The following is a 20,861-nucleotide window of genomic DNA, read 5'->3' as shown; positions in this document are numbered from 1 at the left end:
GGCCTATGGACAGGCCTGTTCACGCATTAAGGCTGGCGGTAACAGATCGTGTTTCGGAAAAAGGCGGAAACATGATCTAAACCAGCGGTTTACCAAGAAACCCGGTGAACAATTTTTGACGGGATATCGCCACGGTGTTACCGCATTTTGGCTTCAATAAGCGATGATTAACCATTAGGATCGATATTCGGATGTGAAAACGACACATCCGTTTGGGCAAATCCGGGGACAAACGGCAGCCTGCAGGGCCTTTTGATTTGAACAGAATCGAACGACACACAAACGGGCGGCACCATCACGTGAGCGTCTGGCCGAAATGGCTGGCGGCGTTGATTGTCGCATTTGGTTTTGTTGCCGCGGCTGCGACTGGCGCCAGCGCCGAAACACGTTCGCTGAAGCTCTATCACCTCCACACCCACGAGAAGGCCGAGATCGTCTACAAGCGCAATGGCCGCTACGTTCCGGAGGGTCTCAGGAAGATCAACATCATTCTGCGCGACTGGCGCCGCAACGAGCCGACCAAGATGGATCCGCGCCTGCTGGATCTGGTCTGGGAAGCATATCGGGAAAGCGGTGCCACGGACTACATCCAGGTCGTCTGCGGCTATCGCTCGCCGTCGACGAACTCGATGCTGCGCAGCCGCAGCAGGGGCGTCGCCGAGAAGAGCCAGCACATGCTCGGCAAGGCGATGGACTTCTACATTCCCGGCGTGCCGCTGAAGAAGCTGCGCAACATCGGACTCAAGATGCAGGGTGGCGGCGTCGGCTACTACCCGACATCCGGTTCGCCGTTCGTCCATATGGATGTCGGCAATGTGCGCCATTGGCCCGGCATCAGCCGCCAGGAACTGGTCAGCCTGTTCCCCAATGGCAAGACGCTGCATGTGCCGAGCGACGGCAGGCCGCTGCCCGGCTTTGAGCAGGCGCTCGCCTCCTACAAGGCGCGCAAGGGTTCAGGCGCGCCGGCCATCGAGCTGGCCAGTGCCGGCGGCAGCAGCAAGAAATCAGGTGGGTTCCTGTCGGCTTTCTTTGGCGGCGGCGACGACGAGGCCGACGACAGCGCCGATGTCGAGACCGCTTCGGCGGCACCCCCGCCCAAGGCTAGAAACCTGAAGCCGGCTGCGGCGGCCAAGACCAGCAACCTCCCGGGCATCGCCATCGTGGCGCCGGAGAATGCACAGCGTGCCGAGGTTCCGCAGGTTGCCGAGGAGCAGGCTCCGGAGCCGGAAAAAGATACGCCGGAGACGATCATCGCGGCGCTGCCAGCCCGCAGCATTCCGCTGCCTGATTTTGCACCGCGGCCGAAAGCCGATGTCGGCGCCCAGCCGCCTGAGAATGCTCCTTTTGCCATGGCGGATGCGACAGCGGCTGCGGATGCGACAGCCACCGCCGAGCAGGCCGTGGCGACCGCACATGCGCCGGCGAGCGTGCCTTTCGGCATGGCCGATCCGTCGGCCGCACCGGATCCGGCCGCCCCGGACCCGGCCCAGGTCGCTGTCAACAATATACCGTTGCCGACTTGGCGCCCCGACAATTCGCTGCCGGCGGCTCTGGCTCCGCCGCCCAGCAAGGACGTGCTGATGGCGCTGGCGGATACGGCTGAGCGCGGCAGCGCCGCGGCCGACGCCTTCTCGGTGCTGCCCAGCGCGCGGCCCGATAGCAAGCCGGATGCGGTCAAGGCCGTGCTCGACGAAGCCAATGCCCAGGTCGGTAGTGCGGCCGACGCGTACCATGTCGCGTCCTTGACCTTGTCCGAGCCGCGTTCGGCCTTCAACGATCCGTCGGGCGCCGATGCCGCATCGCCGCGCGAGGCTGTCGTTGCCCGCCCGGCCGGTTCCGATCCGGCCGCCGCGATCGGCGCTGGCGTGAAGACGACGCGCAAGGAATCGAGAGCCACCGCCCGCGACCTGAAGCCCGGCCCCAAAGCCATGGTGATTGCCGCAGCGCCGCAGGCCGCCCGCTGGGCGCTGACCAGTGGCGAGCATGTCGCCACCGTTTCAAGCGCCACGACAGCACCGGGCTACGCCTACAGCATCGTGCATACCCCGCCGAGCGAGGTCTATACGGCCGGCTTCCAGTCCGGCGACCAGATGGCCGATGCCAACCGCTTCACCGGCAACGCCGTCAAGTTCTTGTCGGTCGCCCGCTTCCAGACCAAGTAAGCGACCAGTCAATCGACAAAGCCGCGCCGGGCAACCTGCGCGGCTTTTTGTTGCGTAGCTGGAGCCAATGGCGCCGCCGCCATTGGCCGCGATCACGCCGGTCTGACATTGCGGTGATCGTGGAACGGCCCAGTCCTTCAAGGGTTTCTCCCCTGTTCGTTCAAACCCGGGGATAATCCATGAAGAACATTCTACTGGCATCGGTCATTGCATTGGCAACCGCTTCGGCGGCCATCGCTCCCACGCAGGCAGCGACCGTTGTCATCAAGACCAACGACCATATGCACATGAAAAAGCACTGCCGGACCAGGGTGGTCACGCATTGGGCTCACCACCGCAGGGTCGTGGAAAAGATCAGGGTCTGCAACTGATCGGCTCGAACTGATTCAGCAGAACCCGGTCGGCGCAAGTCGGCCGGGTTTTTTCGTGCCGTGCCGAAAGCCTACTTCGCCAGCTTGCTCGCCGCGCGCGCCAGGGCTTCGATCTCATCCCATTTGCCGGCCTTGACCATGTCGTCCGGCGCCACCCAGGAGCCGCCGACGCAGACGACGTTGGGCAGGCTGAGATACTCGGCCGCGTTCTTGCCGGTGATGCCGCCGGTCGGGCAGAATTTCACATCGGCGAGCGGCGAGGCGAAGGCCTTCAGCGAAGCGATGCCGCCCGACTGCTCGGCCGGGAAGAATTTGAGGAAACGCAAGCCGGCTTCCCGCGCGGCCATGATCTCGCCAGGCGTGATGGCGCCGGGCAGCAGCGGAACGTCGCTGCCGGCGGCTGCCGCCAGAAGCTCGCGGGTGATGCCGGGGCTGACGATGAAGCGCGAGCCCGCGGCCGCCGCCTCTTCAAATTGACGCGCATCGAGAATGGTACCGGCGCCGACGATGGCGTCCTCGACCTCAGCCGCCACCCGCCGGATCGCTTCCAGCGCGTCGGCGGTTCTGAGCGTGATCTCGATCGCCAGCAGACCGCCACGCGCCAGAGCGCGTGCCAGCGGCACGGCATCACTGACATTGGCGATCTTCAGCACCGGGATGACCGGCTGGCCGTTGAGGAGCGACAGGAGTTTTTCGGTCTTGCTGGGCATCTGTCTTTCCGTATCGTGGGACAATTCAACCGATTAGCAGACGGGTGTTTTTCTGTCCATGAAACGAAGCGTGTCGCGATGTCACGCGCCGTGGGGCGGTCATACCGGCCACTGTTATCAAACGCGATTGACGGGTTGATGAACCTGCTCCGCCTTGAATCGGCTGCGACGAGCGTCTAGTTGCCTTGGCAATGACATTGTCCACGCCAACAGACCCCATCCGCGTCGCCGCGCTCTACCGGTTTGCCCGGCTCGACGCCTTCGACGAATTGCGCGCGCCGCTCGCCGCTTTCTGTTGCGGGCGCGGCATCAAGGGCACGCTGCTTCTGGCGCATGAGGGCATCAACGGCACCGTCGCCGGCCGCGAGACGGCGATTGCCGAACTGATCGATTATCTCGAATCCATAGACGGGCTCGCCGGCCTCGAGATCAAATACAGCAGTGCAGCGGAAATGCCGTTCCACCGCATGAAGGTGCGGCTGAAGCGCGAGATCGTCACCATGGGCGTCGGCGATATCGACCCGGCGACGAGCGCCGGCACCTATGTCGCGCCGGCCGACTGGAACGCGCTGATTTCCGAGCCCGATACGATCGTCATCGACACGCGCAACGCCTATGAGGTGTCGATCGGCACCTTCAAGGGCGCGGTCGATCCGGCAACGGCAAGATTTCGCGAGTTCCCGGCCTGGGTGCAAGCACACAGGGCGGAACTCGAGGGCCGCAAGGTGGCGATGTTCTGCACCGGCGGCATACGCTGCGAAAAGGCGACCGCCTACGTCAAGTCGCTCGGTTTCGAGGATGTCTTCCACCTCAAGGGCGGCATCCTCAAATACCTGGAGGAGATTCCCTCCGAACAGAGCCTGTGGCAAGGCGAGTGCTTCGTCTTCGACGAACGCGTTTCCGTGTCGCACGGCCTCGCCGAGGGCGACGCCGAACTCTGCCGCGCCTGCCGTCATCCGCTGACGCCGGGCGACCTGACATCACCGAAATTCGCCACCGGCGTGTCTTGTCCGCATTGCTTCGATGCGCGTTCCGACGAGGACCGCCAGCGTTATGCCGAGCGCCAGCGCCAGGTTGAACTCGCGCAAGTACGGGGCAGGGGCCGGCATATCGGATCCTGATCCCGGCATCGGCCGCTCGCCGCCAAGGGTCTGCCCCGAAGGGTCCGTCATTGTAATGTCAAGGTGCGGGACCTACCTCTCCGACGTTCGAAACCTGCCCGTTCGGCCGGGCAAATCCTGGAGGCATTGAATGTTCGATCCCAAGAAGCTTCTCGACGATCTGCTCGGCTCGCAAATCCCCGGCACCAGCGGGACCGTCCGCGACAAGGCGGGTCAGGCCGTGCAGATGGCCAAGGACAACCCCCTGGCCGCCGGCGCGCTGGCTGCCGTGCTGCTCGGGACCGGTGCCGGCCGCGAGGTGACAGGTGCCGCGGTGAAGCTTGGCGGACTGGCCGCGATCGGCGGCCTCGCTTACAAGGCCTACCAGAACTACAAGGCCGGCAACGCGCCGGCGGAAGCGCCCGCGGCCGGCGAACCGGAATTGCTGCCGCCGCCCAAGGACACCGCTTTCCACCCGTCGCAGGCGCCGCAAGGCGAGGACGAATTCACCCTGACCCTGGTTCGGGCGATGATCTCGGCCGCCAAGGCCGATGGCCATATCGATGATGACGAACGCCAGAAGATTGCCGGCAAGCTCAGCCTGGCGGGGATCGGCTCCGATGCCGAGAAATTCCTGATGTCTGAGCTGGAGAGCCCGCTCGACCTCGACACGCTGGTGGCCGGTGCCAAGACCGATGCACAGAAGCTCGAACTCTATACCGCGTCGCGCCTTACCATCGACCCTGACACGCGCGCCGAGCGCGGCTATCTCGACCTGCTTGCCGGCCGGCTTGGCCTGCCGGACGCGCTGGTCGACCATGTCGAGGCGACGGTTTCGGCAGCGAAAGTGCCGGCCGGGACCTCACCCAACCCGCGCTGGTAGCCCAAATCGGCACAGGCGACCTTTCCACGGTTAACGTTTGGTTAACTCAGGAAGCGCATGATTCTATACAGTCGGACCGGTTTTCCTCCTCCCAAGCCCGGTTCAGATCAGGGCGGTCGCCAATGACCGCCCTTTTTGTCGAAGGGCCGCCTCCGTATCTTGCGCATCATCGATGTCGCATAGGATCATGCCGGCATGCCAAAATCGCGCATCATGTATATCGAAAACAAGTCCGCATCGCTGAATGGACCGGCGTGGGTTGGCCGCGTCATGTTTTCACAAACTTGCAAATCGATGAGCTATCGAGGACGGACCTTTCAAAGCCTGAAAGGCAGCGGATTCAAAGCAAACTACTTCGACATCGAGACAGGCGAGAGGTTTGGATTTCTGGTCCTCGGAAGGACGGCAAAGATCGGCTCTATCCAGAAAGTTCTGCATCCGTGCAAATTGATGCTGACGTCGCAGAGGAATACTGGCGTGAGATCCGGGAAACGTCGCCCAACTGAGTCTGATCCCAGGCTTGTCACGGTCACCATCATTTGCGATGGCTGAGGCGTCACGGAGGACAGTTATGACCGCGCAAAGAACCGCCATCGTCACCGGCGCCGGCACGGGCATCGGCAAGAGCGTCGCCACGGCGTTGCTCAAGGCCGGCTGGAACACCGTGTTCTGCGGACGCCGCAAATCCGTGCTGGATACCGCCGTCGCCGAAGCCGGGCCGACCGAGGCCAAGGCATTGGCGGTTGCCTGCGACATCAGCAAGGCCGGCGAGGTCGATGATCTGTTCGAGACGGTGGCGGAGGCTTTCGGCCGCGTCGACCTGCTCTTCAACAATGCCGGCATGGGCTACAAATCGACGCCGATCGACGAGATCCCGGTCGAGGTGTGGAACGATATCGTCGGCGTCAATCTCACCGGTTCGTTCCTGTGCGCCCGCGCCGCCTTCGGCGCCATGCGCAAGCAGCGGCCGATGGGTGGCCGCATCATCAACAACGGCTCGGTGTCGGCCTATGCGCCGCGTCCGGGCTCGGTGCCTTACACGGCGACCAAGCATGCCATCACCGGACTGACCAAGACGCTGGCGCTCGACGGCCGGCCCTATGACATTGCCTGCGGCCAGATCGACATCGGCAATGCGCTGACCGACATGGCGCAGGCGATGACGGTCGGCGTGCCGCAGGCCAACGGCTCGATCGCCGCTGAAGCGGTGATGGACGTCCAGCGCGTTGCCGACGCCGTCGTCCACATGGCCAGCCTGCCGCTCGACGCCAATGTGCTGTTCATGACGGTGATGGCCACCAAGATGCCGTTTGTCGGGCGTGGGTAGTCATTTCCCTGCCAACGGCACGCCGGGGAGATAGAGCGCGATCGGACGGATTTCGTAAACGGCGGTCGGATTGACGCGGCGAAGGTCGCGCGCGATGGCGATCGCATCGTCGCGGGTGGCGCAGTCGACGACATAGAGGCCGAGAAGCTGTTCCTTGGTCTCGGCGAACGGCCCGTCAATGACGGTCCCGTCGCCCGGCCCGCGCAGAGTGAAGGCCGATTGTGTCGCGCCCAGCCGCGCCGACGGCCCGAGGCTGCCGTCGGCGTGGAGCCTGTCGTTGATCTGCAGCAGGTCGGCCATCAGCGCCGCATCTTCTTGCGGCGTCAGCGCCTTGATCGCATCTTCCACGTGATAGGCGAGGATTGCATAGAACATCTGATGTCATCTCTCTCTGGTCGTGAATCCCTGGACAGCGCGCGCTGAGCCTCACTTCGCCAGGAACGTTCCGATCCGCTCCAGCGCCCGCAAAATGTTCTCCTCGGAGTTGGCGTAGGAGAGCCTGATATAGCCTTCGCCGAGAATGCCGAAATCGGGACCGCCGATCAGCGCCACGCCGGCCTCGTCAAGCAAGGCCGAGGCGAGCTTCTTCGCCTTCCAGCCGGTCTTCGACACGTTGGGGAAGGCGTAGAACGCGCCCTTGGGCGTGATGCAGGAAATGTTGGGCAGAGCGTTCAGCCCCTCGACCACGATCTTCCGGCGGCGGTCGAAGGCGTGCATCATCTTGTCGACATCGTCCTGCGGGCCGTCTATTGCCGCGATGCCGGCAAACTGGCTCGGTGCGTTCACGCAGGACCAGCAATTGACCGCCAGCTTGCGCACCTTGTCGTAGAGGTGGGCGCCCTTGTCGCCATTCGGCCAGATCGACCAGCCCATGCGCCAGCCGGTCATCGCCCAGGTCTTCGACCAGCCGTTGAGCACGATCAGCCGGTCGCGGATCTCGGGAAAGCCAAGCAGCGAGCAATGCGTCTCGCCGTCATAGGTCATGACGTCGTAGATCTCGTCGGAGAGGATGGCGACCTGTGGATGCTTCTCCAGTCCCCTGACCAGCTTCTCGATCTCGGCCCGTGGCGTAACACCGCCGGTCGGGTTGGCCGGCGAATTGAGGATCAACAGCCTGGTCTTCGAGGTGATCAGCGCCAGCGTCTCATCGGCCGAGAAGGCAAAGCCGTTTTCCTCGCGCATCGGCACCGGGATCGGTGCGGCGCCGGTGAACTCGATCATCGAGCGGTAGATGGGAAAGCCGGGATCGGGATAGAGGATCTCGGCGCCCGGCTCGCCGAACATCAGGATCGCGGCGAACATGGTCGGCTTGCCGCCGGGCAGGATCATCACCGTTTCAGGCGATATCTCGACGCCGGTGGTGGTCAGCGTGCGCCGCACCACCGCTTCGCGCGTCGCCAGCAGGCCATTGGCCGGCGTGTAGCCGTGGTGGCCGTCACGCAGCGCCTTGATCGCCGCCTCGACGATGTGCTGCGGCGTCTTGAAGTCGGGCTGGCCGATGCCGAGATTGACGATGTCGCGGCCTTGGCTCGCCAGTGCTGTCGCCCGCGCCAGCACGGCGAAGGCGTTTTCTTCGCCGAGACGGTCGAAGGCCGAAATCGTGTGGAGCATTTTTCCCGTCCGTGTGGTTCTTGCTGTTGGCGTGCGTTTTTGTGAGCTTCGGCTGGCAAAAGTCAAACGGATTGGAGTTTTTGGTGTCGGAAAATCTCAAAGACTGGCAACCGCGTCCGCGGCCCGAGCGCAAGGCCATCGACGGTCACACCGTCCGGCTCGAACCGCTGAGCGCCGCAAAACATGGCGACGGCCTCTATGAAGCGTCCTCCGTATCCGACGTCGATGGCCGCTTCGCCTGGCTGCCCGATTATCCGCCGGAGACCCGTGCCGCCTTCCAGCCATGGCTGGACAAGGTGGAAGCCAGCGAGGATCCGTTGTTCTTCACCGTCATCGACAAGGCCAGCGGCAAGGTCGCCGGACGCCAGACGCTGATGCGCATCGATCCTGCCTATGGCGTCATCGAGATCGGCAACATCTATTGGGGACCGCTCATCTCGCGCAAGCCGGGAGCGACGGAAGCGCAGTTCCTGTTCATGAAATACATCTTCGACGAGCTCGGCTATCGCCGCTACGAATGGAAATGCAACAACCGCAACGAGCCATCGAAGCGGGCGGCCGAACGCTTCGGCTTCAAGTTCGAGGGCATTTTCCGCCAGCATCTCATCGTCAAGGGTGAAAACCGCGATACGGCGTGGTATTCGATCATCGACAAGGAGTGGCCTGATCTGCGCAAAGCCTATGAAGCGTGGCTCGATCCGGCCAATTTCGATGGCGACGGCCAACAGAAGCGACGGCTTGAGGATTTCCGCGCGGCGTTCGGCGCGTGAACTGAATTCGGCGCGCAACGGGAGTTGCCATTGGCACATACCCATTCCGACGATCATAGCGGACACGATCACGGCGCCGGCCATGTGCATGGCTCGACCGATAAGAAACGCGTCCTGATCGCAGCCTGCCTGACCGCCGGTTTCATGGTCGCCGAAGCGCTCGGCGGCCTTCTTACCGGGTCGCTGGCACTGCTGGCCGATGCCGGCCACATGCTGGCCGATTCGATCGCGCTCGGCCTTGCCTGGTATGCATTTCATCTTGCCGGGCGGCCGGCGACCGGACGTCTCACCTATGGCTTCGGCCGGGTCAAGACGCTGGTGGCCTATACCAACGGCATTGCCATCTTTGTCATTGCGCTGTGGATCGTCTACGAGGCCTGGGGACGCCTGCAGGCGCCGGTGCCGGTGCTTGGTGGACCGATGCTGGTGGTGGCGATCCTCGGCCTGCTGGTCAATATCAGTTCCTTCTTCGTGCTGCATGGCGGCGACCGCGAGAGCCTGAACATGCGCGGCGCCATCCTGCATGTGCTCGGCGACCTGCTCGGCTCGGCGGCGGCGATCGTTGCCGCACTGGTCATCCTGGCGACCGGCTGGACGCCGATCGACCCGATCCTGTCGGTCCTGGTCTCGCTGCTGATCCTGTCCACGGCATGGTCGCTGATGCGCGCCGCCGCCCAAGTCCTGCTCGAGGGCGTGCCGCCCAGCCTCGACCGCGATCTGATCGCCAGGGATATCGAGGCGACGGTCCAGGGGGTGCGCGAAGTGCACCACATGCATGTCTGGTCGCTCGACGGAACAAGCAACATGGCGACGCTGCATGCCTGTCTCGACGAAGGCGTCGATGCCTATCAGGCGGTCAGCACCATCAAGAAGCGGCTTGCCAGCGAGCACGGCATCAGCCATGCCACCGTGGAATCGGAATTCGGACAGTGCGCCGACGATGGCGACAATCATGATCACGCGCACGACCACGAACATGACACGGCCGCGCATCACGACCATCATCACCAGGCCTGATCGATTGATATCGATTGGTCCTGCCTCAGGAGTCCCAAAGCCTTGAAAACCAGCTTGATGAACACCCGCTGCCCGGGTGCAGCATGATGGACCGAGACACCAGGAATGCGGCCATCGCGGCAGCGTGGATCATGCTTCTGTTCGGTATCGCCGCCTTCTATCTGCCGACCGTGATGCTGGCACTTGGCAGTTTCTCGACCGTGCTGGCCGGTGCATTTGGGATCGTCTTCGTGCTGGCGTTTTTCTCGGTGTTCTGGCTGCGGGCCCGCAACCAGCGCAAAAACCAGGGTAAGTAAAGGTTCTTTGACATGCGCATTCTGATCACTGGCGCGGCAGGCATGGTCGGCCGCAAGCTCATTGCCCGGCTGGCCAAGGACGGTACGCTGCGCGGCCGCAAGGTCGAAGCACTCGACCTGCACGACATCGTGCCGCCGCAGGCACCTAGCATGGACGGCGTCAGCGTCACCATCCACACCGGCGATCTCGCCGAGGCGGGTGCCGCCGAAAGCCTGGTCGCATCGCGCCCCGATGTCGTCTTTCATCTCGCCGGCATCGTGTCCGGCGAGGCGGAGGCGAATTTCGATCTCGGTTACCGCGTCAATCTCGACGGCACACGGGCGCTGTTCGACGCCATCCGCCTGGCGGGCTTTGCACCACGTGTCGTCTTCACCTCGTCGATCGCGGTGTTCGGCGCGCCGTTTCCGGATGTCATCCCGGATGAATTCCATCCGACGCCGCTGACCTCCTACGGCACGCAGAAGCAGATGAGCGAAGCGCTGCTCGCCGATTATTCCAGGCGCGGCTTCTTCGATGGCATTGGCATCCGGCTGCCGACCATCTGCGTGCGGCCAGGCAAGCCGAACAAGGCGGCCTCCGGCTTCTTCTCCGGCATCATCCGCGAACCCTTGAGTGGCCACGAGGCGATCCTGCCGGTGCCGCGTTCCGTCGTGCACACCCATGCCAGCCCGCGTTCGGCGGTCAATTTCCTGATCCATGCGGCCGGGATCGACGGCAACGCTGTCGGGCCGCGCCGCAATCTGACGATGCCCGGCGTCGCCGTCACCGTCGGCGAGCAGATCGAGGCACTGGAACGCATCGCCGGCGCCAAGGCGGTGAAACTGATCCGCGAGGAGCCCGACGAGACGATCTGGGCGATCGTCAAGGGCTGGCCGACAAGGTTCGAGGCGCGGCGGTCAAGGGAGCTCGGCTTCAGCGCCGAAAAGAGTTTTGACGAAATCATCCGCGCGCATATCGAGGATGAGCTGGACGGCAAGATCGCGGGTTAAACCCGGAGCGTCGCGACGCGCAAAATCATCCGCCCGTCGCCAGGCTCGCCGACAGAAGCAGCAGCCCGAACAGGAACACGAAGGCGGCGCCGCCGATCTCGACGATCGAGTGGATGCGGTTGCCCATGCGGCCGTCGCCGGCGAAATACACCGCCCAGTTCTTGGCGGTCACCGCAAGCGTCGCCAGGGCCGAGACGGTGATGGCGGTGCCCAGCGACATCGCCAGCACCGACAGCAGGCCGCCGAGCCAGAGCCCGTTGAGAAGTGCGAAGCTCAGCACGATCAGCGCGCCGGAGCAGGGGCGGATGCCGACGGCCGCCACCGCCGACCAGGCCGTGCGCCAGTCGAAGCGATCGCCCGTCAGCAGCGCCGGGTCGGGCGCATGCGAGTGGCCGCAGGTGTCGCAGACCTCGCCCGCCGCATGATCGTGATGAGCATGGTCGTGTGCGGCGTGACCATGGTCGTGATCGTGCGCGCTGTGGTCGTGATGATCGTGCGAATGGTTATGCGCGTGGTCGTGATCGTCATGCACGTGCAGGGCGTGCGAATGGGCAGGCGCCGAATGGCTGTGAGCGGCATGCGAATGGCCGGCGTGCGAATGACCCGCATGAGAATGACCTGCGTGAGCTGCTGACAGGCTGTAGGCGGGGCCTTTGCCAAACAGGCGCAGGACGGAGGGGCCGAGCTTGCGCCACAGCAGCCAGGCGCCAAACAGGGTGACGAAGACAAAGCTCATGATTTCCATGAACCAGGCCGCATCGGTCATCGAGACGGCGGTGCCGCGCAGGACGAAATAAGCAACCGCCATCACCACGACCGCGGTCAGGCCCTGCAGCAGTGCCGAGACGAAGGACAACAGGATGCCGCGCCGCAGCGCCACTTCATTGGCCACCATGTAGGACGATATCACTGCCTTGCCGTGACCGGGGCCGGCGGCGTGGAAAATGCCGTAGGCGAAAGACAGGCCGATGAGCACCCACAGCTTGCTGCCGTCCTGGCGCATCGCCTTCATCGCCGTCGCCAGCGCGCGATAGAATTCCTGCTGCCTGAGATTGATCCACATCAGGATATGGGCGAACGGGCCGGTGGTGGGCGCCATGCCGTCATTGACGCCGATGCCGAGCGAACTCTGGGCATGGGCGGAATTGGCGAAATGCATCATGACAAAGGTGATGGCCAACAGGCCGAATGCCAAACGCAGGGACGGTTTCGTCACCGGGTTCATCCTTCTGGCTGACAGGTCAGTTCGAGCTTGGTGGCGAAGATCTTGCTCATGTCGGTGCCCGTCGGATCGTTGAAGAAGGCATCCGTCAGGGTCTTCTGGTTTTCTTTGATCGCTTCGTCCGGATCCGGACGGATCACCTTGCTGGTGCAATTCGACGGCAGGCCTTCAACCGTGATGTTGGAGTCCTCGGTAAAATCGATCGCCGTGTAGAAGGTCGGATCGTAGACGCCGATGTCGATCTTGCCGGCGAGCTTGATCGGCACCTTCGGCTCGGACTCGAACAGGATGATCAGCTGGTCATTGTCAAAATTGGCCATCAGATGCGGCGGCGGCGTCATCGCCACGTCCTTGCCGTCGACAGTGACGAGCTGGAAGTAGTTGAACTCGGCCAGCGAGGCGTGGACGGTGTCGGCGACCTCCTTCAGCTCCTTGTCGTCGAGCTTCAGGTCGGAGTTCTTGTCGAACTCCATCATCACCGTGCTGGAAAACAGATCGTCGAAGCGCCAGAGATGACGCAGCGCCTTCACACTTTGGTGATCCGGGGAGAGGATCACGTCGAGGCGAGCCTCGGCGAAGACATGTGGATGCACATAAGCCGGTCCAGTGGCGGCAAAGGTCGCCGCCAAGGCCGAAGCCAGCATGTTTGCGTGCCGTTTCAGGTGCATTCTCGGTCGCGATTCCATCGGCCTCGGAGATATGTCGAGAGTTACCAGAAAGGGGGCGAAATTGGGACCGCTGGTGCGTGTCGCCCAGAAGTGGGCAGCGGTTTGGACAACGACACGCACTCAACAAAACTCAAAGCGCGTCGCGGCGCGATGCGCTTTGACGGCCAAACCCGGTCAGGCAGCTTCACGTGTCTTGAACCACTGCACCAAAAAGTCGACGAAAACGCGAACTTTCGCCGGCAGATAGCGGCGGTGCGGGTAAACGGCAAAAATGCCGCCGCCCGACAGGATGCGGTCATCGAGCACCGTAACCAGCCGCCCGCTTTCGAGGTCGGGCGCCGCGATGAAATCCGGCAGGATGGAAAATCCGAGCGCCGCCACGGCTGCGGCCCGCGCGGCCATCGGGCTGTTGACCTCGATCGGACCCGACACCGCAACGCTCACCGGATCGCCATTGTCGCCCTTGAACGGCCAGTTGTTCAGTCCGCGGCCATTGGTGTCGACGATGCAAGGCATGCGGCCAAGGTCCTGCGGCCGTGTCGGCATGCCGTGCTTGGCGATCAGTTCGGGAGAGGCGCAGAGCTTTATCGAAAACGGCGCCAGCCGCCTGGCGATCAGCGACGAGTTCTCCAGCCGCGAGATGCGCACCGCGAGATCGAAGCCTTCCTCGACAAGGTCGACGAAGCGGTCGTCGAGCTGGATATCGAGCACGATGTCGGGATATTGCTTGGCGAAGTCGATCAGCGACTGGCCGATCGGCGCATCGGCGAAGGTGCGTGGCGCCGACAGCTTGATCCGGCCGCGTACGTCGCCCGACGATTCGCGCACCGCATCAGCCAGGCTGTCGACCTCGCGCACGATCTCGGAGGCGCGCCGGTAGTAGGTGTGGCCGGCCTCCGTCATCGAGAACTGCCTTGTGGTGCGGTTGAGCAGCAGCGCGCCGAGTTCATCCTCCAGCTCGCGCACATATTTCGACAGCAATGCCTTGGAGCGGCCGATCTTGCGCGCCGCCGCCGAAAAGCCCTCGGCCTCGACCACATCGATGAAAGCACGCATGCGGGTCAGTGTATCCATGGTCAGGCCTTTCGTGCGGCGTCGAGAAGTTTCCGGCCGAGCCGTATCAGGGCAATGTCGCTGCCGGAAGGGCCAAGCAGCGACAGGCCGAACGGGGCGCCGGCGACCGAGCCGACGGGCAAGGTGATTTGCGGAAAGCCCGACAGGCCGGCCAGGCACAGAAGCTGCAACGCCCGCTCGCGATAGGCCTTGAATTGCTCCGGCGTGCTGTCCGCGTAGGGTGCCGGGCCCGGCACCGTCGGCAGGACAAGAAAGCCGTCCTTGCCGAGCAGGGCGCCCAGTTCGCCGCGAAAGGTCAGCCGGCGCACCGTCTCGGCCTGTGCCGTGCGGTCGTCGACGGCACGGCCAAAGCCGAAACGCTCATCGACGCCGGGGCCGAGATCGCGCTCGCCACTGGTGATCCATGCGCCATGCACCGCCCAGGCCTCCTTGGCCTGCAGTTGGCGAAAGCACCAGTAAAGTTCGTCCGGAGACGAGGTGAAGGGCGCAGCCGGCGTCGCCGGCGTACCGAAAACCGCGCTCGCCAGCGCCTTCATTCCAGCATATTCGGCAAGCGCCGGGCGGGCGACCAGTTCGTCCAGCCAGTCCAGCGCCAGCGGGCGTTCCAACACGTGCTGGTGCGGGTCGCGGCCAAGCAGCAGCTTGCCCACGGTCTCGTAGGTCTCGATGTCGTCGGCGAACCAGCCGAACGTGTCGAAGCTTGGCGCCAGCTTCATCGTACCATCGAGCGAAATGCGGCCATGCGTGGTGCGCAGCCCGATCAGTCCGCAAAAGCTCGCCGGCGCGCGGATCGAGCCGCCGGTGTCCGAGCCCGTGGCGATATCGGCCAGCCTGCCCGCCACCGCCGCCGCCGACCCCGATGACGAGCCGCCGGTGACGCGGTCGGGCGCTGCCGGGTTCACCGGAAACGAAAAATGCGCATTCTGACCGAACAGCGCGAAGGCAAGCTCGTCGGTCTGGGTCTTGCCGACGAAGCGCGCGCCGGCATCGAGAATCATCTGCACGGCCGGCGCGGTGCGCGAGGCGGTGGGGCTTTCAGCGAACTTCTGCAAATTGCCGCAACCGGTGCGGTAGCCGGCCACGTCGTAGATGTCCTTGACGGCCAGCCGCAGGCCGGCCAGCGGTCCGAGCTCGGCATGTGCCACCGGCATCTGGCTGACATCGAGAAAGGCGTTGAGGGGGCCGTGTGTGCCTGGCATCGTTCGATATCCGGATACGATTGCACCAACATTGTTCGATGCCAGAAATTTTACAACCTTGGATGCGATTTTTATTGATTGTGAAAGCCTTCGCTCTTATATCGCGTTTGCCCAAAGTCGCACGTGCCTGTGGGTGTCCGCCGATCCTCGAATGGTGAGGGAAATCGGTAAGGTAACTGGAGCCAACCCCTCCAGTCGGTTTAGCGGCCAACCGCCAGACCGAGGACACCTTGAAGCAACGACGGTGCGGGCCTTTCTGGTGTTCTGCCGGTTGTCCAAAGACCGGGGTTACTGAAGAGGCACACCTTCATTGCCGGCAGTGCGGACGGGTCTCCCATCCAAGCCAAGGCAGACAAAGCGAACCGAGGCCGGGCAAGGCCAAGGTTCACCGCCGCGAGACGGCGTTTCATGGTTCCGGGGTCTCCACCGGCTGGTTCCATGGATTTCCGTCCCGCCTTTGTCCACCGCGTGTTCGCGAGGCTGACAGCCCGCGTCCCGCAGCCTTATTGCGCGCCGAAAGGCGCTGATGGAGAGACCCCGATGGCTACCCAGCGTATCCTTGACTTCCTCGCCACCCGACGTCCGACCGGCCCCTGCCTCGTCGTCGACCTCGATGTCGTGCGCGACAATTTCCGCGCCTTCGAGAAGGCGCTGCCCGATTCCAAGATCTACTATGCGGTGAAAGCAAACCCGGCGCCGGAAATCCTGCGCCTCCTTGCTGCGATGGGCTCGTCCTTCGACACCGCTTCCGTTGCAGAAGTCGAGATGGCGATGGACGCCGGTGCGCCGGCGGACCGCATCTCCTTCGGCAACACCATCAAGAAGGAGCGTGATATCGCACGCGCCTACCAGCTCGGCATCCGCCTGTTCGCGGTGGATTGCGTCGAAGAGGTCGAGAAGATCGCCCGCGTCGCTCCCGGCGCGCGCGTGTTCTGCCGTGTGCTGACCGATGGCGAGGGCGCCGAATGGCCGCTGTCGCGCAAGTTCGGCTGCGTGCCGGCGATGGCCGTCGACGTGCTGCGCCATGCCAAGGGGCTCGGCCTCGACGCCTATGGCGTGTCGTTCCATGTCGGCTCGCAGCAGACCGACCTGACCGCCTGGGACCGTGCTCTCGCCGACGCCAAGACGGTGTTCGCGACGCTCGCCGACGAAGGGATCGTGCTCAAGATGGTCAATATGGGCGGCGGTTTCCCGACGCGCTATCTGCGTGACGTGCCGGCGGCGCAGGCCTATGGCCAGGCGATCTTCTCGGCGCTGCGCAAGCATTTCGGCAATGCCATTCCGGAAACCATCATCGAGCCGGGCCGCGGCATGGTCGGCAATGCCGGTGTCATCAAGTCGGAAGTCGTGCTGATCTCGAAGAAGGCCGCCAACGACAATGTGCGCTGGGTGTTCCTCGACATCGGCAAGTTCGGCGGTCTGGCCGAGACGATGGACGAGGCGATCCGCTACCCGATCGTCACCGCGCATGACGGCACGGAGACCGCACCCTGCGTGCTCGCCGGCCCGACCTGCGATTCGGCCGACGTGATGTACGAGAAGACGCCGTATCCGCTGCCCTTGTCGCTGACCATCGGCGACGAGGTGCTGATCGAAGGCACCGGAGCATACACGACCACCTACTCGGCGGTCGCTTTCAACGGCTTCGAGCCTCTCCGATCCTACGTGATCTGACGGTTCGCAAGAACTGGTCAGATCATCCCAGGTGGGCGTCTTGCGTCCACCCGGGCTCGCCTGTGGAACAGATCTCCGCTCGCTAGGGATCGCGGAAATGGACATTGCAAATTTCATCGATGAGGGCGCCTGGGTGATCTCCCCCCTTGAGGGGAAGAGTGGCCGCGTCATTGCCATCGTCGCCGAAACCTCAGCCGACGTTGCAGCGCGTGAAGCGCTGCTCGACGACGCCATGGGGCCGAAGCGCAAGAAGAAATCGTCGGAGAAGCTGCGGCGTGGCCGCCGGCCTTCGGAAGGCCTGGCCTTTATCGCCCGCGATGCGTCGGGCGCCGTCGCTGGCACCGTGCGGCTGTGGGATGTCAGATTGGGCGAGGGCGGTCCGGCAGCGCTGCTGCTTGGTCCGCTCGCCGTCGACCCGTTGCTCAAGAGTGCCGGCATCGGCTCGGCGCTGATGCGTCATGCCATCGCCGAGGCGGCGCGGCTTGGCCATGCGGCGATCCTGCTGGTCGGCGACGCGCCCTATTACGGACGCTTCGGATTCTCGGCCGCCAGGACCGGTTCGCTCGCCATGCCCGGCCCCTATGAGCGGCACCGCCTTTTGGCGCTGGAACTGGTCGACGGCGCGCTTGATGGCGCGCAGGGCACACTGAAGGCGGCGGGACGCAAGCTGAAGGCGCAGCAGCTGACGTCGGCGGCCTGAGCTGCAAGGGCTGCGTGATGCGGCCACCCGGGTCCGGCCCCAAAACGAAAACGCCGCCCATCGGGCGGCGTTTTGCGCGTCTCACAAGCGGTCAGCCGATCAACTGGCTGAGTGCCATGGCGACGGTCATGTCGCCTTCGACCTTTATCTTGCCGGTCATGAACGCCATGGTCGGATTCAGGTCGCCAGAAATCAGCGAATCCAGATCGTCGAGCGAGAGTTTGATGGTGCAATCGGCTGGTCCGTCTGATGTCGAGATGGTTGCGCCGTCGATGACGATGACGCCGTCGGCGCCGGTGTCGAATTTCACGGAACGATCGAACCCGCTGCTCGCCACGCGCGACTTGATCTTCTCGGCAATCTCCTGAACGCTCACGCTGTTCTCCTTGTCTGGTTGGTCGCGCAACGGCGCTTCGACCCGGCTTAAGTCGCCATGCCGCGTTTTTTGCGATCACGGCCGCTGCCGCATATAGCTTTGGGTTGACGTTTACGTCAACGCGAATTCCGGTGGCTGGTTCCTATCGCCGCAGCGGATGACGTCCGATGTGATCGGGCTGCGGGCAACGGCACGCCGGGCAGATCAATGTTCCTTGAATGCCTTGGTCATTTCCGCCGCCGTCTCGCTTTTCTTGCGGCGCAGCCAGTTGTCGCGGATTTCGTCCTTGCTGAGGAAATTGACCTGATCGATCAGAACCTCATGCACCAAAGTGGCGCCGACACGGGTGTTGACAGTGTCGCGGATCGCGGCGCGGAAGGCATCGAGATCGATCGTCGCCTTCTTGGTGAAGTCGATCTGCGGATTGGAATAGAGGTAGGTATAGACTTGGTCGGTGATGAGCGCTTCGGCCGGAATGGACAGCTTCTTTATCTGCTCGGGCTCGACCGTGTAGACAAGCTTGGTCAGGAAATAGCCGCCGATCTCGGAATCGCGGATCAGCGGCACGGAGATGATATCGGTCTTGACGTAGTCGAGGCCGCCCAGCATCGGCTTCGGCGTCTCGCCGACACCACGCTCGCCGGCTGCCTGGAACGAATAGAACACGGCGCCGAGCGTGGCGGCGCAGATCCAGACGGCGATGGCGATGACCTTGATCATCAGACCTTGTCATTCCCTGGTGATGGGAACGCGGCACTATTTTTTTGCCTGGGCATTGTGTTCGGCATCATGCCTTCATCCAGCCGAACTCGCCGGCGGAATAGGTGCCGTCGGTTTCCGCGCGCTGGATGGCGTGCCGCAGCAGGCTGGCGACCTCGTTGACCGCGCTGAGGTGAGCCAGGATCGCCGCCTCGTTCTTCGCCAGCTTCTGGCGCAGCCGGGTCAGGCCTTCGCGGTGCTGTTCGAGGAATTCGGCTTCGCTGCCGCCCTTCATGGCGCGGGTCAACTCGTAGAGATAGCGGCTCTTGCGGGCGTTCGAGGCCTTGAGATCATAGTTGGTGGCGTTGCGGATGCCGGCCGTCTCTTCCTCGACCACTTCCTCGATGCGGCCGATGATGGCGGCGAGGTTGCCAGGCCGCGCGAACGGGATCGGCGCTTCCGACGCGGTCGTGCGTGCTGGCAGGTTGGCGGTGAATTCCGAAAAGTCGGCCATGAGAATCCCGGTCTGGTTAGATTGAACTCGGATACGCACTATCTCAGTGTTTTAGCGTGATCTTTCCCAAAACCGGTTCCCGGTTTTGGGGCATGCCCTAGATCTTGATGTCTGTCTTGATGGCGGTCTCGTCACCGGTGATCGACCGGGCCGCCTTGCGTTGCAATTCGTGGACCAGCGAGGTCGACAGGCTGTTCTGTTGATCGATCTCGGTCTTTTCCGGCCCGCCCGAAACCGGACCGACCGGCACGACGCGCTTGCCTTCGAGATAGTGGTCGGCGAGCATCGACTTGGCGATGCCGATGCCGCCGCGTTCGGCCATCACGTCGGCCACCCGCTCGGCAAGCTGCGATTTCCACATGTCACCGGCCAGGCCCTTGCCGTAGACGCCTTCGGTGTCCTTGGGCAGCATGTTCTGTATGAAGGTCTGCAGCACCATCGCCTCGAACTTCTTGAACTTCTTGGCCGGGTCGGTCGCTGCGGCGGCCTTGTCGGCGGTGGCGCGCGACAGGATCGAGCCGGCATCGACCGAGGCCGCGGTGTCGACCGAAAACGTCCCGGCAGCACCACCGGCGCGCCTGGTCAGCGCGGCGCGGGCGGCCTCGATGTCCGTCGGGTCGACGGCTCGGGCCACATCCATAACGATGTCGCTGGGTGGAGAAATCGCCAAGAAAGTCCGCCTGTTATCGGTTTTCCTAGCCAGACCATGCCTCAACAAGCTTGTGGCAGGCTTGCGCGGGTGGGAGAGGCGGAATGCAGGTGTGTGTCGTGGTCGGCCAAGCGCCAACTACGGACATCGCCAAGCCACTATTCGGACGTCGCGTTTTGGGCCGGGAGCGGAACGTCTGCTTCCGAGATGGTAGGGCTAGAAAGTCGACGTTTGTATTCAGCGTCGTGGGCCAACTGCAGGGACGACGAACGGAGCGACAGGCCTTACTTCACCGTGATGGCCATACCGCTGAGATCGGCGTTGACTTGCAGGCCTACCTGCTTGCCTGAGAGTTCGAGTTGGGCGCCCTTGTCATTGGTCATGACGATCACCTGGGCCCCTTTGCCGAGCGCGCCGCCACCGCCCGCCGCCCCGTAGACCCCCGTTACATCTCGGACGCGGCGAATGTGGCGAACGGTACCTTGGAAATAGGTCTTGGAAACCCCGAAGGCGAGGCCGCCCGAGATGCCGCCGACAGAGATGGGATAGCGGCGACCATGGAAGGTCAGCGTGCCCTCGCCTCCAGAGCCACCCACAAAGAAGGCAGCTTTGTAGACGGAGAAGCGGATCGTACCGCTCTCGGCATGCGCGGCGCTGGCAAGGCTTACCCCCGCAGCGGCGATGACGGCAAACGCGACTGAACGAAATGTGGACGAAATCTTCACGATGCGAACTCCTTAAGATCGCCGCTTACCACCGGCCGGGCACGGCAGCGTCGTATCAAAGCTATAGGTGAACAGTCTGGCCCGTCATTGGTTCCAAGCATGCGGATTGAATCCGGCTGCGGGA

The 20,861-nt window shown here is 63.6% G+C and carries 24 protein-coding genes; 12 read left to right on the top strand and 12 right to left on the bottom strand.

The annotated features are described in order from the left end of the window. Nucleotides 1-299 precede the first annotated feature (299 nt). Together B5V02_RS35655 and B5V02_RS35650 are read left to right on the top strand one after the other, a co-directional pair. Nucleotides 300-2,162 carry a peptidoglycan L,D-endopeptidase MepK gene (locus tag B5V02_RS35655; protein ID WP_111548653.1) on the top strand — a complete coding sequence of 621 codons (1,863 nt, stop codon included), beginning with the start codon at nucleotides 300-302 and terminating at the stop codon, nucleotides 2,160-2,162. A 179-nt stretch (nucleotides 2,163-2,341) separates the two neighbouring features. Further along, nucleotides 2,342-2,533: a hypothetical protein gene (locus B5V02_RS35650; RefSeq protein ID WP_111548652.1), complete on the top strand. Its 192-nt coding sequence runs from the start codon at nucleotides 2,342-2,344 to the stop codon at nucleotides 2,531-2,533. Between the two features lie 71 nt (nucleotides 2,534-2,604). Here B5V02_RS35650 and B5V02_RS35645 read toward each other — a convergent pair whose 3' ends face one another. Then, a complete protein-coding gene (locus B5V02_RS35645) occupies nucleotides 2,605-3,243 on the bottom strand; it encodes a 2-dehydro-3-deoxy-phosphogluconate aldolase (RefSeq protein WP_111548651.1) in 639 nt (212 codons plus the stop codon). 191 nt (nucleotides 3,244-3,434) lie between these two features. Between B5V02_RS35645 and trhO the strand changes: the two genes are divergently transcribed. The 4 genes from trhO (at nucleotide 3,435) to B5V02_RS35625 (ending at nucleotide 6,553) form a co-directional block, all read left to right on the top strand. Then, nucleotides 3,435-4,364, top strand: a complete 930-nt coding sequence (trhO, locus tag B5V02_RS35640; protein WP_111548650.1) for an oxygen-dependent tRNA uridine(34) hydroxylase TrhO — start codon at nucleotides 3,435-3,437, stop codon at nucleotides 4,362-4,364. 130 nt (nucleotides 4,365-4,494) lie between these two features. Then, nucleotides 4,495-5,226 (top strand): tellurite resistance TerB family protein, encoded by a 732-nt coding sequence (locus B5V02_RS35635; protein WP_111548649.1) that lies wholly within the window; start codon nucleotides 4,495-4,497, stop codon nucleotides 5,224-5,226. 195 nt (nucleotides 5,227-5,421) lie between these two features. Beyond that, nucleotides 5,422-5,778 (top strand): hypothetical protein, encoded by a 357-nt coding sequence (locus B5V02_RS35630; protein ID WP_208647191.1) that lies wholly within the window; start codon nucleotides 5,422-5,424, stop codon nucleotides 5,776-5,778. A gap of 19 nt (nucleotides 5,779-5,797) precedes the next feature. Further along, nucleotides 5,798-6,553, top strand: coding sequence for an SDR family oxidoreductase (locus B5V02_RS35625; protein ID WP_111548648.1), 756 nt, complete (start codon nucleotides 5,798-5,800; stop codon nucleotides 6,551-6,553). Here B5V02_RS35625 and B5V02_RS35620 read toward each other — a convergent pair whose 3' ends face one another. After that, a complete protein-coding gene (locus B5V02_RS35620) occupies nucleotides 6,554-6,928 on the bottom strand; it encodes a YciI family protein (RefSeq protein ID WP_111548647.1) in 375 nt (124 codons plus the stop codon). Between the two features lie 51 nt (nucleotides 6,929-6,979). Continuing rightward, nucleotides 6,980-8,164: a pyridoxal phosphate-dependent aminotransferase gene (locus B5V02_RS35615; RefSeq protein ID WP_111548646.1), complete on the bottom strand. Its 1,185-nt coding sequence runs from the start codon at nucleotides 8,162-8,164 to the stop codon at nucleotides 6,980-6,982. Between the two features lie 83 nt (nucleotides 8,165-8,247). Between B5V02_RS35615 and B5V02_RS35610 the strand changes: the two genes are divergently transcribed. The 4 genes from B5V02_RS35610 (at nucleotide 8,248) to denD (ending at nucleotide 11,237) form a co-directional block, all read left to right on the top strand. Further along, nucleotides 8,248-8,934, top strand: a complete 687-nt coding sequence (locus B5V02_RS35610) for a GNAT family N-acetyltransferase (RefSeq protein ID WP_111548940.1) — start codon at nucleotides 8,248-8,250, stop codon at nucleotides 8,932-8,934. Nucleotides 8,935-8,964: 30 nt separating this feature from the next. Further along, the gene (locus B5V02_RS35605; RefSeq protein ID WP_111548645.1) at nucleotides 8,965-9,951 is read left to right on the top strand and encodes a cation diffusion facilitator family transporter; all 987 of its coding nucleotides are present in this window, start codon (nucleotides 8,965-8,967) and stop codon (nucleotides 9,949-9,951) included. An 83-nt stretch (nucleotides 9,952-10,034) separates the two neighbouring features. After that, nucleotides 10,035-10,247 carry a hypothetical protein gene (locus tag B5V02_RS35600; protein ID WP_111548644.1) on the top strand — a complete coding sequence of 71 codons (213 nt, stop codon included), beginning with the start codon at nucleotides 10,035-10,037 and terminating at the stop codon, nucleotides 10,245-10,247. A gap of 12 nt (nucleotides 10,248-10,259) precedes the next feature. Next, nucleotides 10,260-11,237: a D-erythronate dehydrogenase gene (gene denD / locus B5V02_RS35595; protein WP_111548643.1), complete on the top strand. Its 978-nt coding sequence runs from the start codon at nucleotides 10,260-10,262 to the stop codon at nucleotides 11,235-11,237. Between the two features lie 25 nt (nucleotides 11,238-11,262). On the opposite strand, the gene B5V02_RS35590 is transcribed toward denD, so the two are convergent. The 4 genes from B5V02_RS35590 to B5V02_RS35575 form a co-directional block, all read right to left on the bottom strand. Beyond that, a complete protein-coding gene (locus tag B5V02_RS35590; RefSeq protein WP_111548642.1) occupies nucleotides 11,263-12,462 on the bottom strand; it encodes a nickel/cobalt transporter in 1,200 nt (399 codons plus the stop codon). Then, the gene (locus B5V02_RS35585) at nucleotides 12,459-13,127 is read right to left on the bottom strand and encodes a DUF1007 family protein (protein WP_111548641.1); all 669 of its coding nucleotides are present in this window, start codon (nucleotides 13,125-13,127) and stop codon (nucleotides 12,459-12,461) included. Before B5V02_RS35585 ends, B5V02_RS35590 begins: the two co-directional genes overlap by 4 nt. Before the next feature lie 174 nt (nucleotides 13,128-13,301). Then, nucleotides 13,302-14,201: a LysR family transcriptional regulator gene (locus tag B5V02_RS35580; protein ID WP_111548640.1), complete on the bottom strand. Its 900-nt coding sequence runs from the start codon at nucleotides 14,199-14,201 to the stop codon at nucleotides 13,302-13,304. A 2-nt stretch (nucleotides 14,202-14,203) separates the two neighbouring features. Continuing rightward, on the bottom strand, nucleotides 14,204-15,400 hold the full coding sequence (locus B5V02_RS35575; protein ID WP_111548639.1) for an amidase: 1,197 nt from the start codon (nucleotides 15,398-15,400) through the stop codon (nucleotides 14,204-14,206). A gap of 540 nt (nucleotides 15,401-15,940) precedes the next feature. Here B5V02_RS35575 and odc2 point away from each other — a divergent pair. Together odc2 and B5V02_RS35565 are read left to right on the top strand one after the other, a co-directional pair. Beyond that, the gene (odc2, locus tag B5V02_RS35570; RefSeq protein WP_111548638.1) at nucleotides 15,941-17,074 is read left to right on the top strand and encodes an ornithine/lysine decarboxylase; all 1,134 of its coding nucleotides are present in this window, start codon (nucleotides 15,941-15,943) and stop codon (nucleotides 17,072-17,074) included. A 97-nt stretch (nucleotides 17,075-17,171) separates the two neighbouring features. Further along, on the top strand, nucleotides 17,172-17,774 hold the full coding sequence (locus B5V02_RS35565) for a GNAT family N-acetyltransferase (RefSeq protein ID WP_378922139.1): 603 nt from the start codon (nucleotides 17,172-17,174) through the stop codon (nucleotides 17,772-17,774). 91 nt (nucleotides 17,775-17,865) lie between these two features. Here B5V02_RS35565 and B5V02_RS35560 read toward each other — a convergent pair whose 3' ends face one another. From B5V02_RS35560 to B5V02_RS35540, 5 genes are all read right to left on the bottom strand, one after another. Continuing rightward, the gene (locus B5V02_RS35560) at nucleotides 17,866-18,150 is read right to left on the bottom strand and encodes an SCP2 sterol-binding domain-containing protein (protein ID WP_111548938.1); all 285 of its coding nucleotides are present in this window, start codon (nucleotides 18,148-18,150) and stop codon (nucleotides 17,866-17,868) included. 204 nt (nucleotides 18,151-18,354) lie between these two features. After that, complete coding sequence (locus B5V02_RS35555; RefSeq protein WP_111548637.1) at nucleotides 18,355-18,870, bottom strand: hypothetical protein; 516 nt, start codon at nucleotides 18,868-18,870, stop codon at nucleotides 18,355-18,357. Nucleotides 18,871-18,937: 67 nt separating this feature from the next. Further along, nucleotides 18,938-19,363 (bottom strand): hypothetical protein, encoded by a 426-nt coding sequence (locus B5V02_RS35550; RefSeq protein WP_111548636.1) that lies wholly within the window; start codon nucleotides 19,361-19,363, stop codon nucleotides 18,938-18,940. A gap of 97 nt (nucleotides 19,364-19,460) precedes the next feature. After that, nucleotides 19,461-20,003 carry a rod-binding protein gene (locus tag B5V02_RS35545; RefSeq protein WP_111548635.1) on the bottom strand — a complete coding sequence of 181 codons (543 nt, stop codon included), beginning with the start codon at nucleotides 20,001-20,003 and terminating at the stop codon, nucleotides 19,461-19,463. A gap of 293 nt (nucleotides 20,004-20,296) precedes the next feature. Further along, complete coding sequence (locus B5V02_RS35540) at nucleotides 20,297-20,737, bottom strand: lipid-binding SYLF domain-containing protein (RefSeq protein WP_111548634.1); 441 nt, start codon at nucleotides 20,735-20,737, stop codon at nucleotides 20,297-20,299. Between the last annotated feature and the right edge of the window lie 124 nt (nucleotides 20,738-20,861).

This window comes from Mesorhizobium kowhaii (genome assembly GCF_003253745.1).
GTDB classification, from domain to species: Bacteria; Pseudomonadota; Alphaproteobacteria; order Rhizobiales; family Rhizobiaceae; genus Mesorhizobium; species Mesorhizobium kowhaii.
This window is presented reverse-complemented; position numbering and strand designations above follow the sequence as displayed.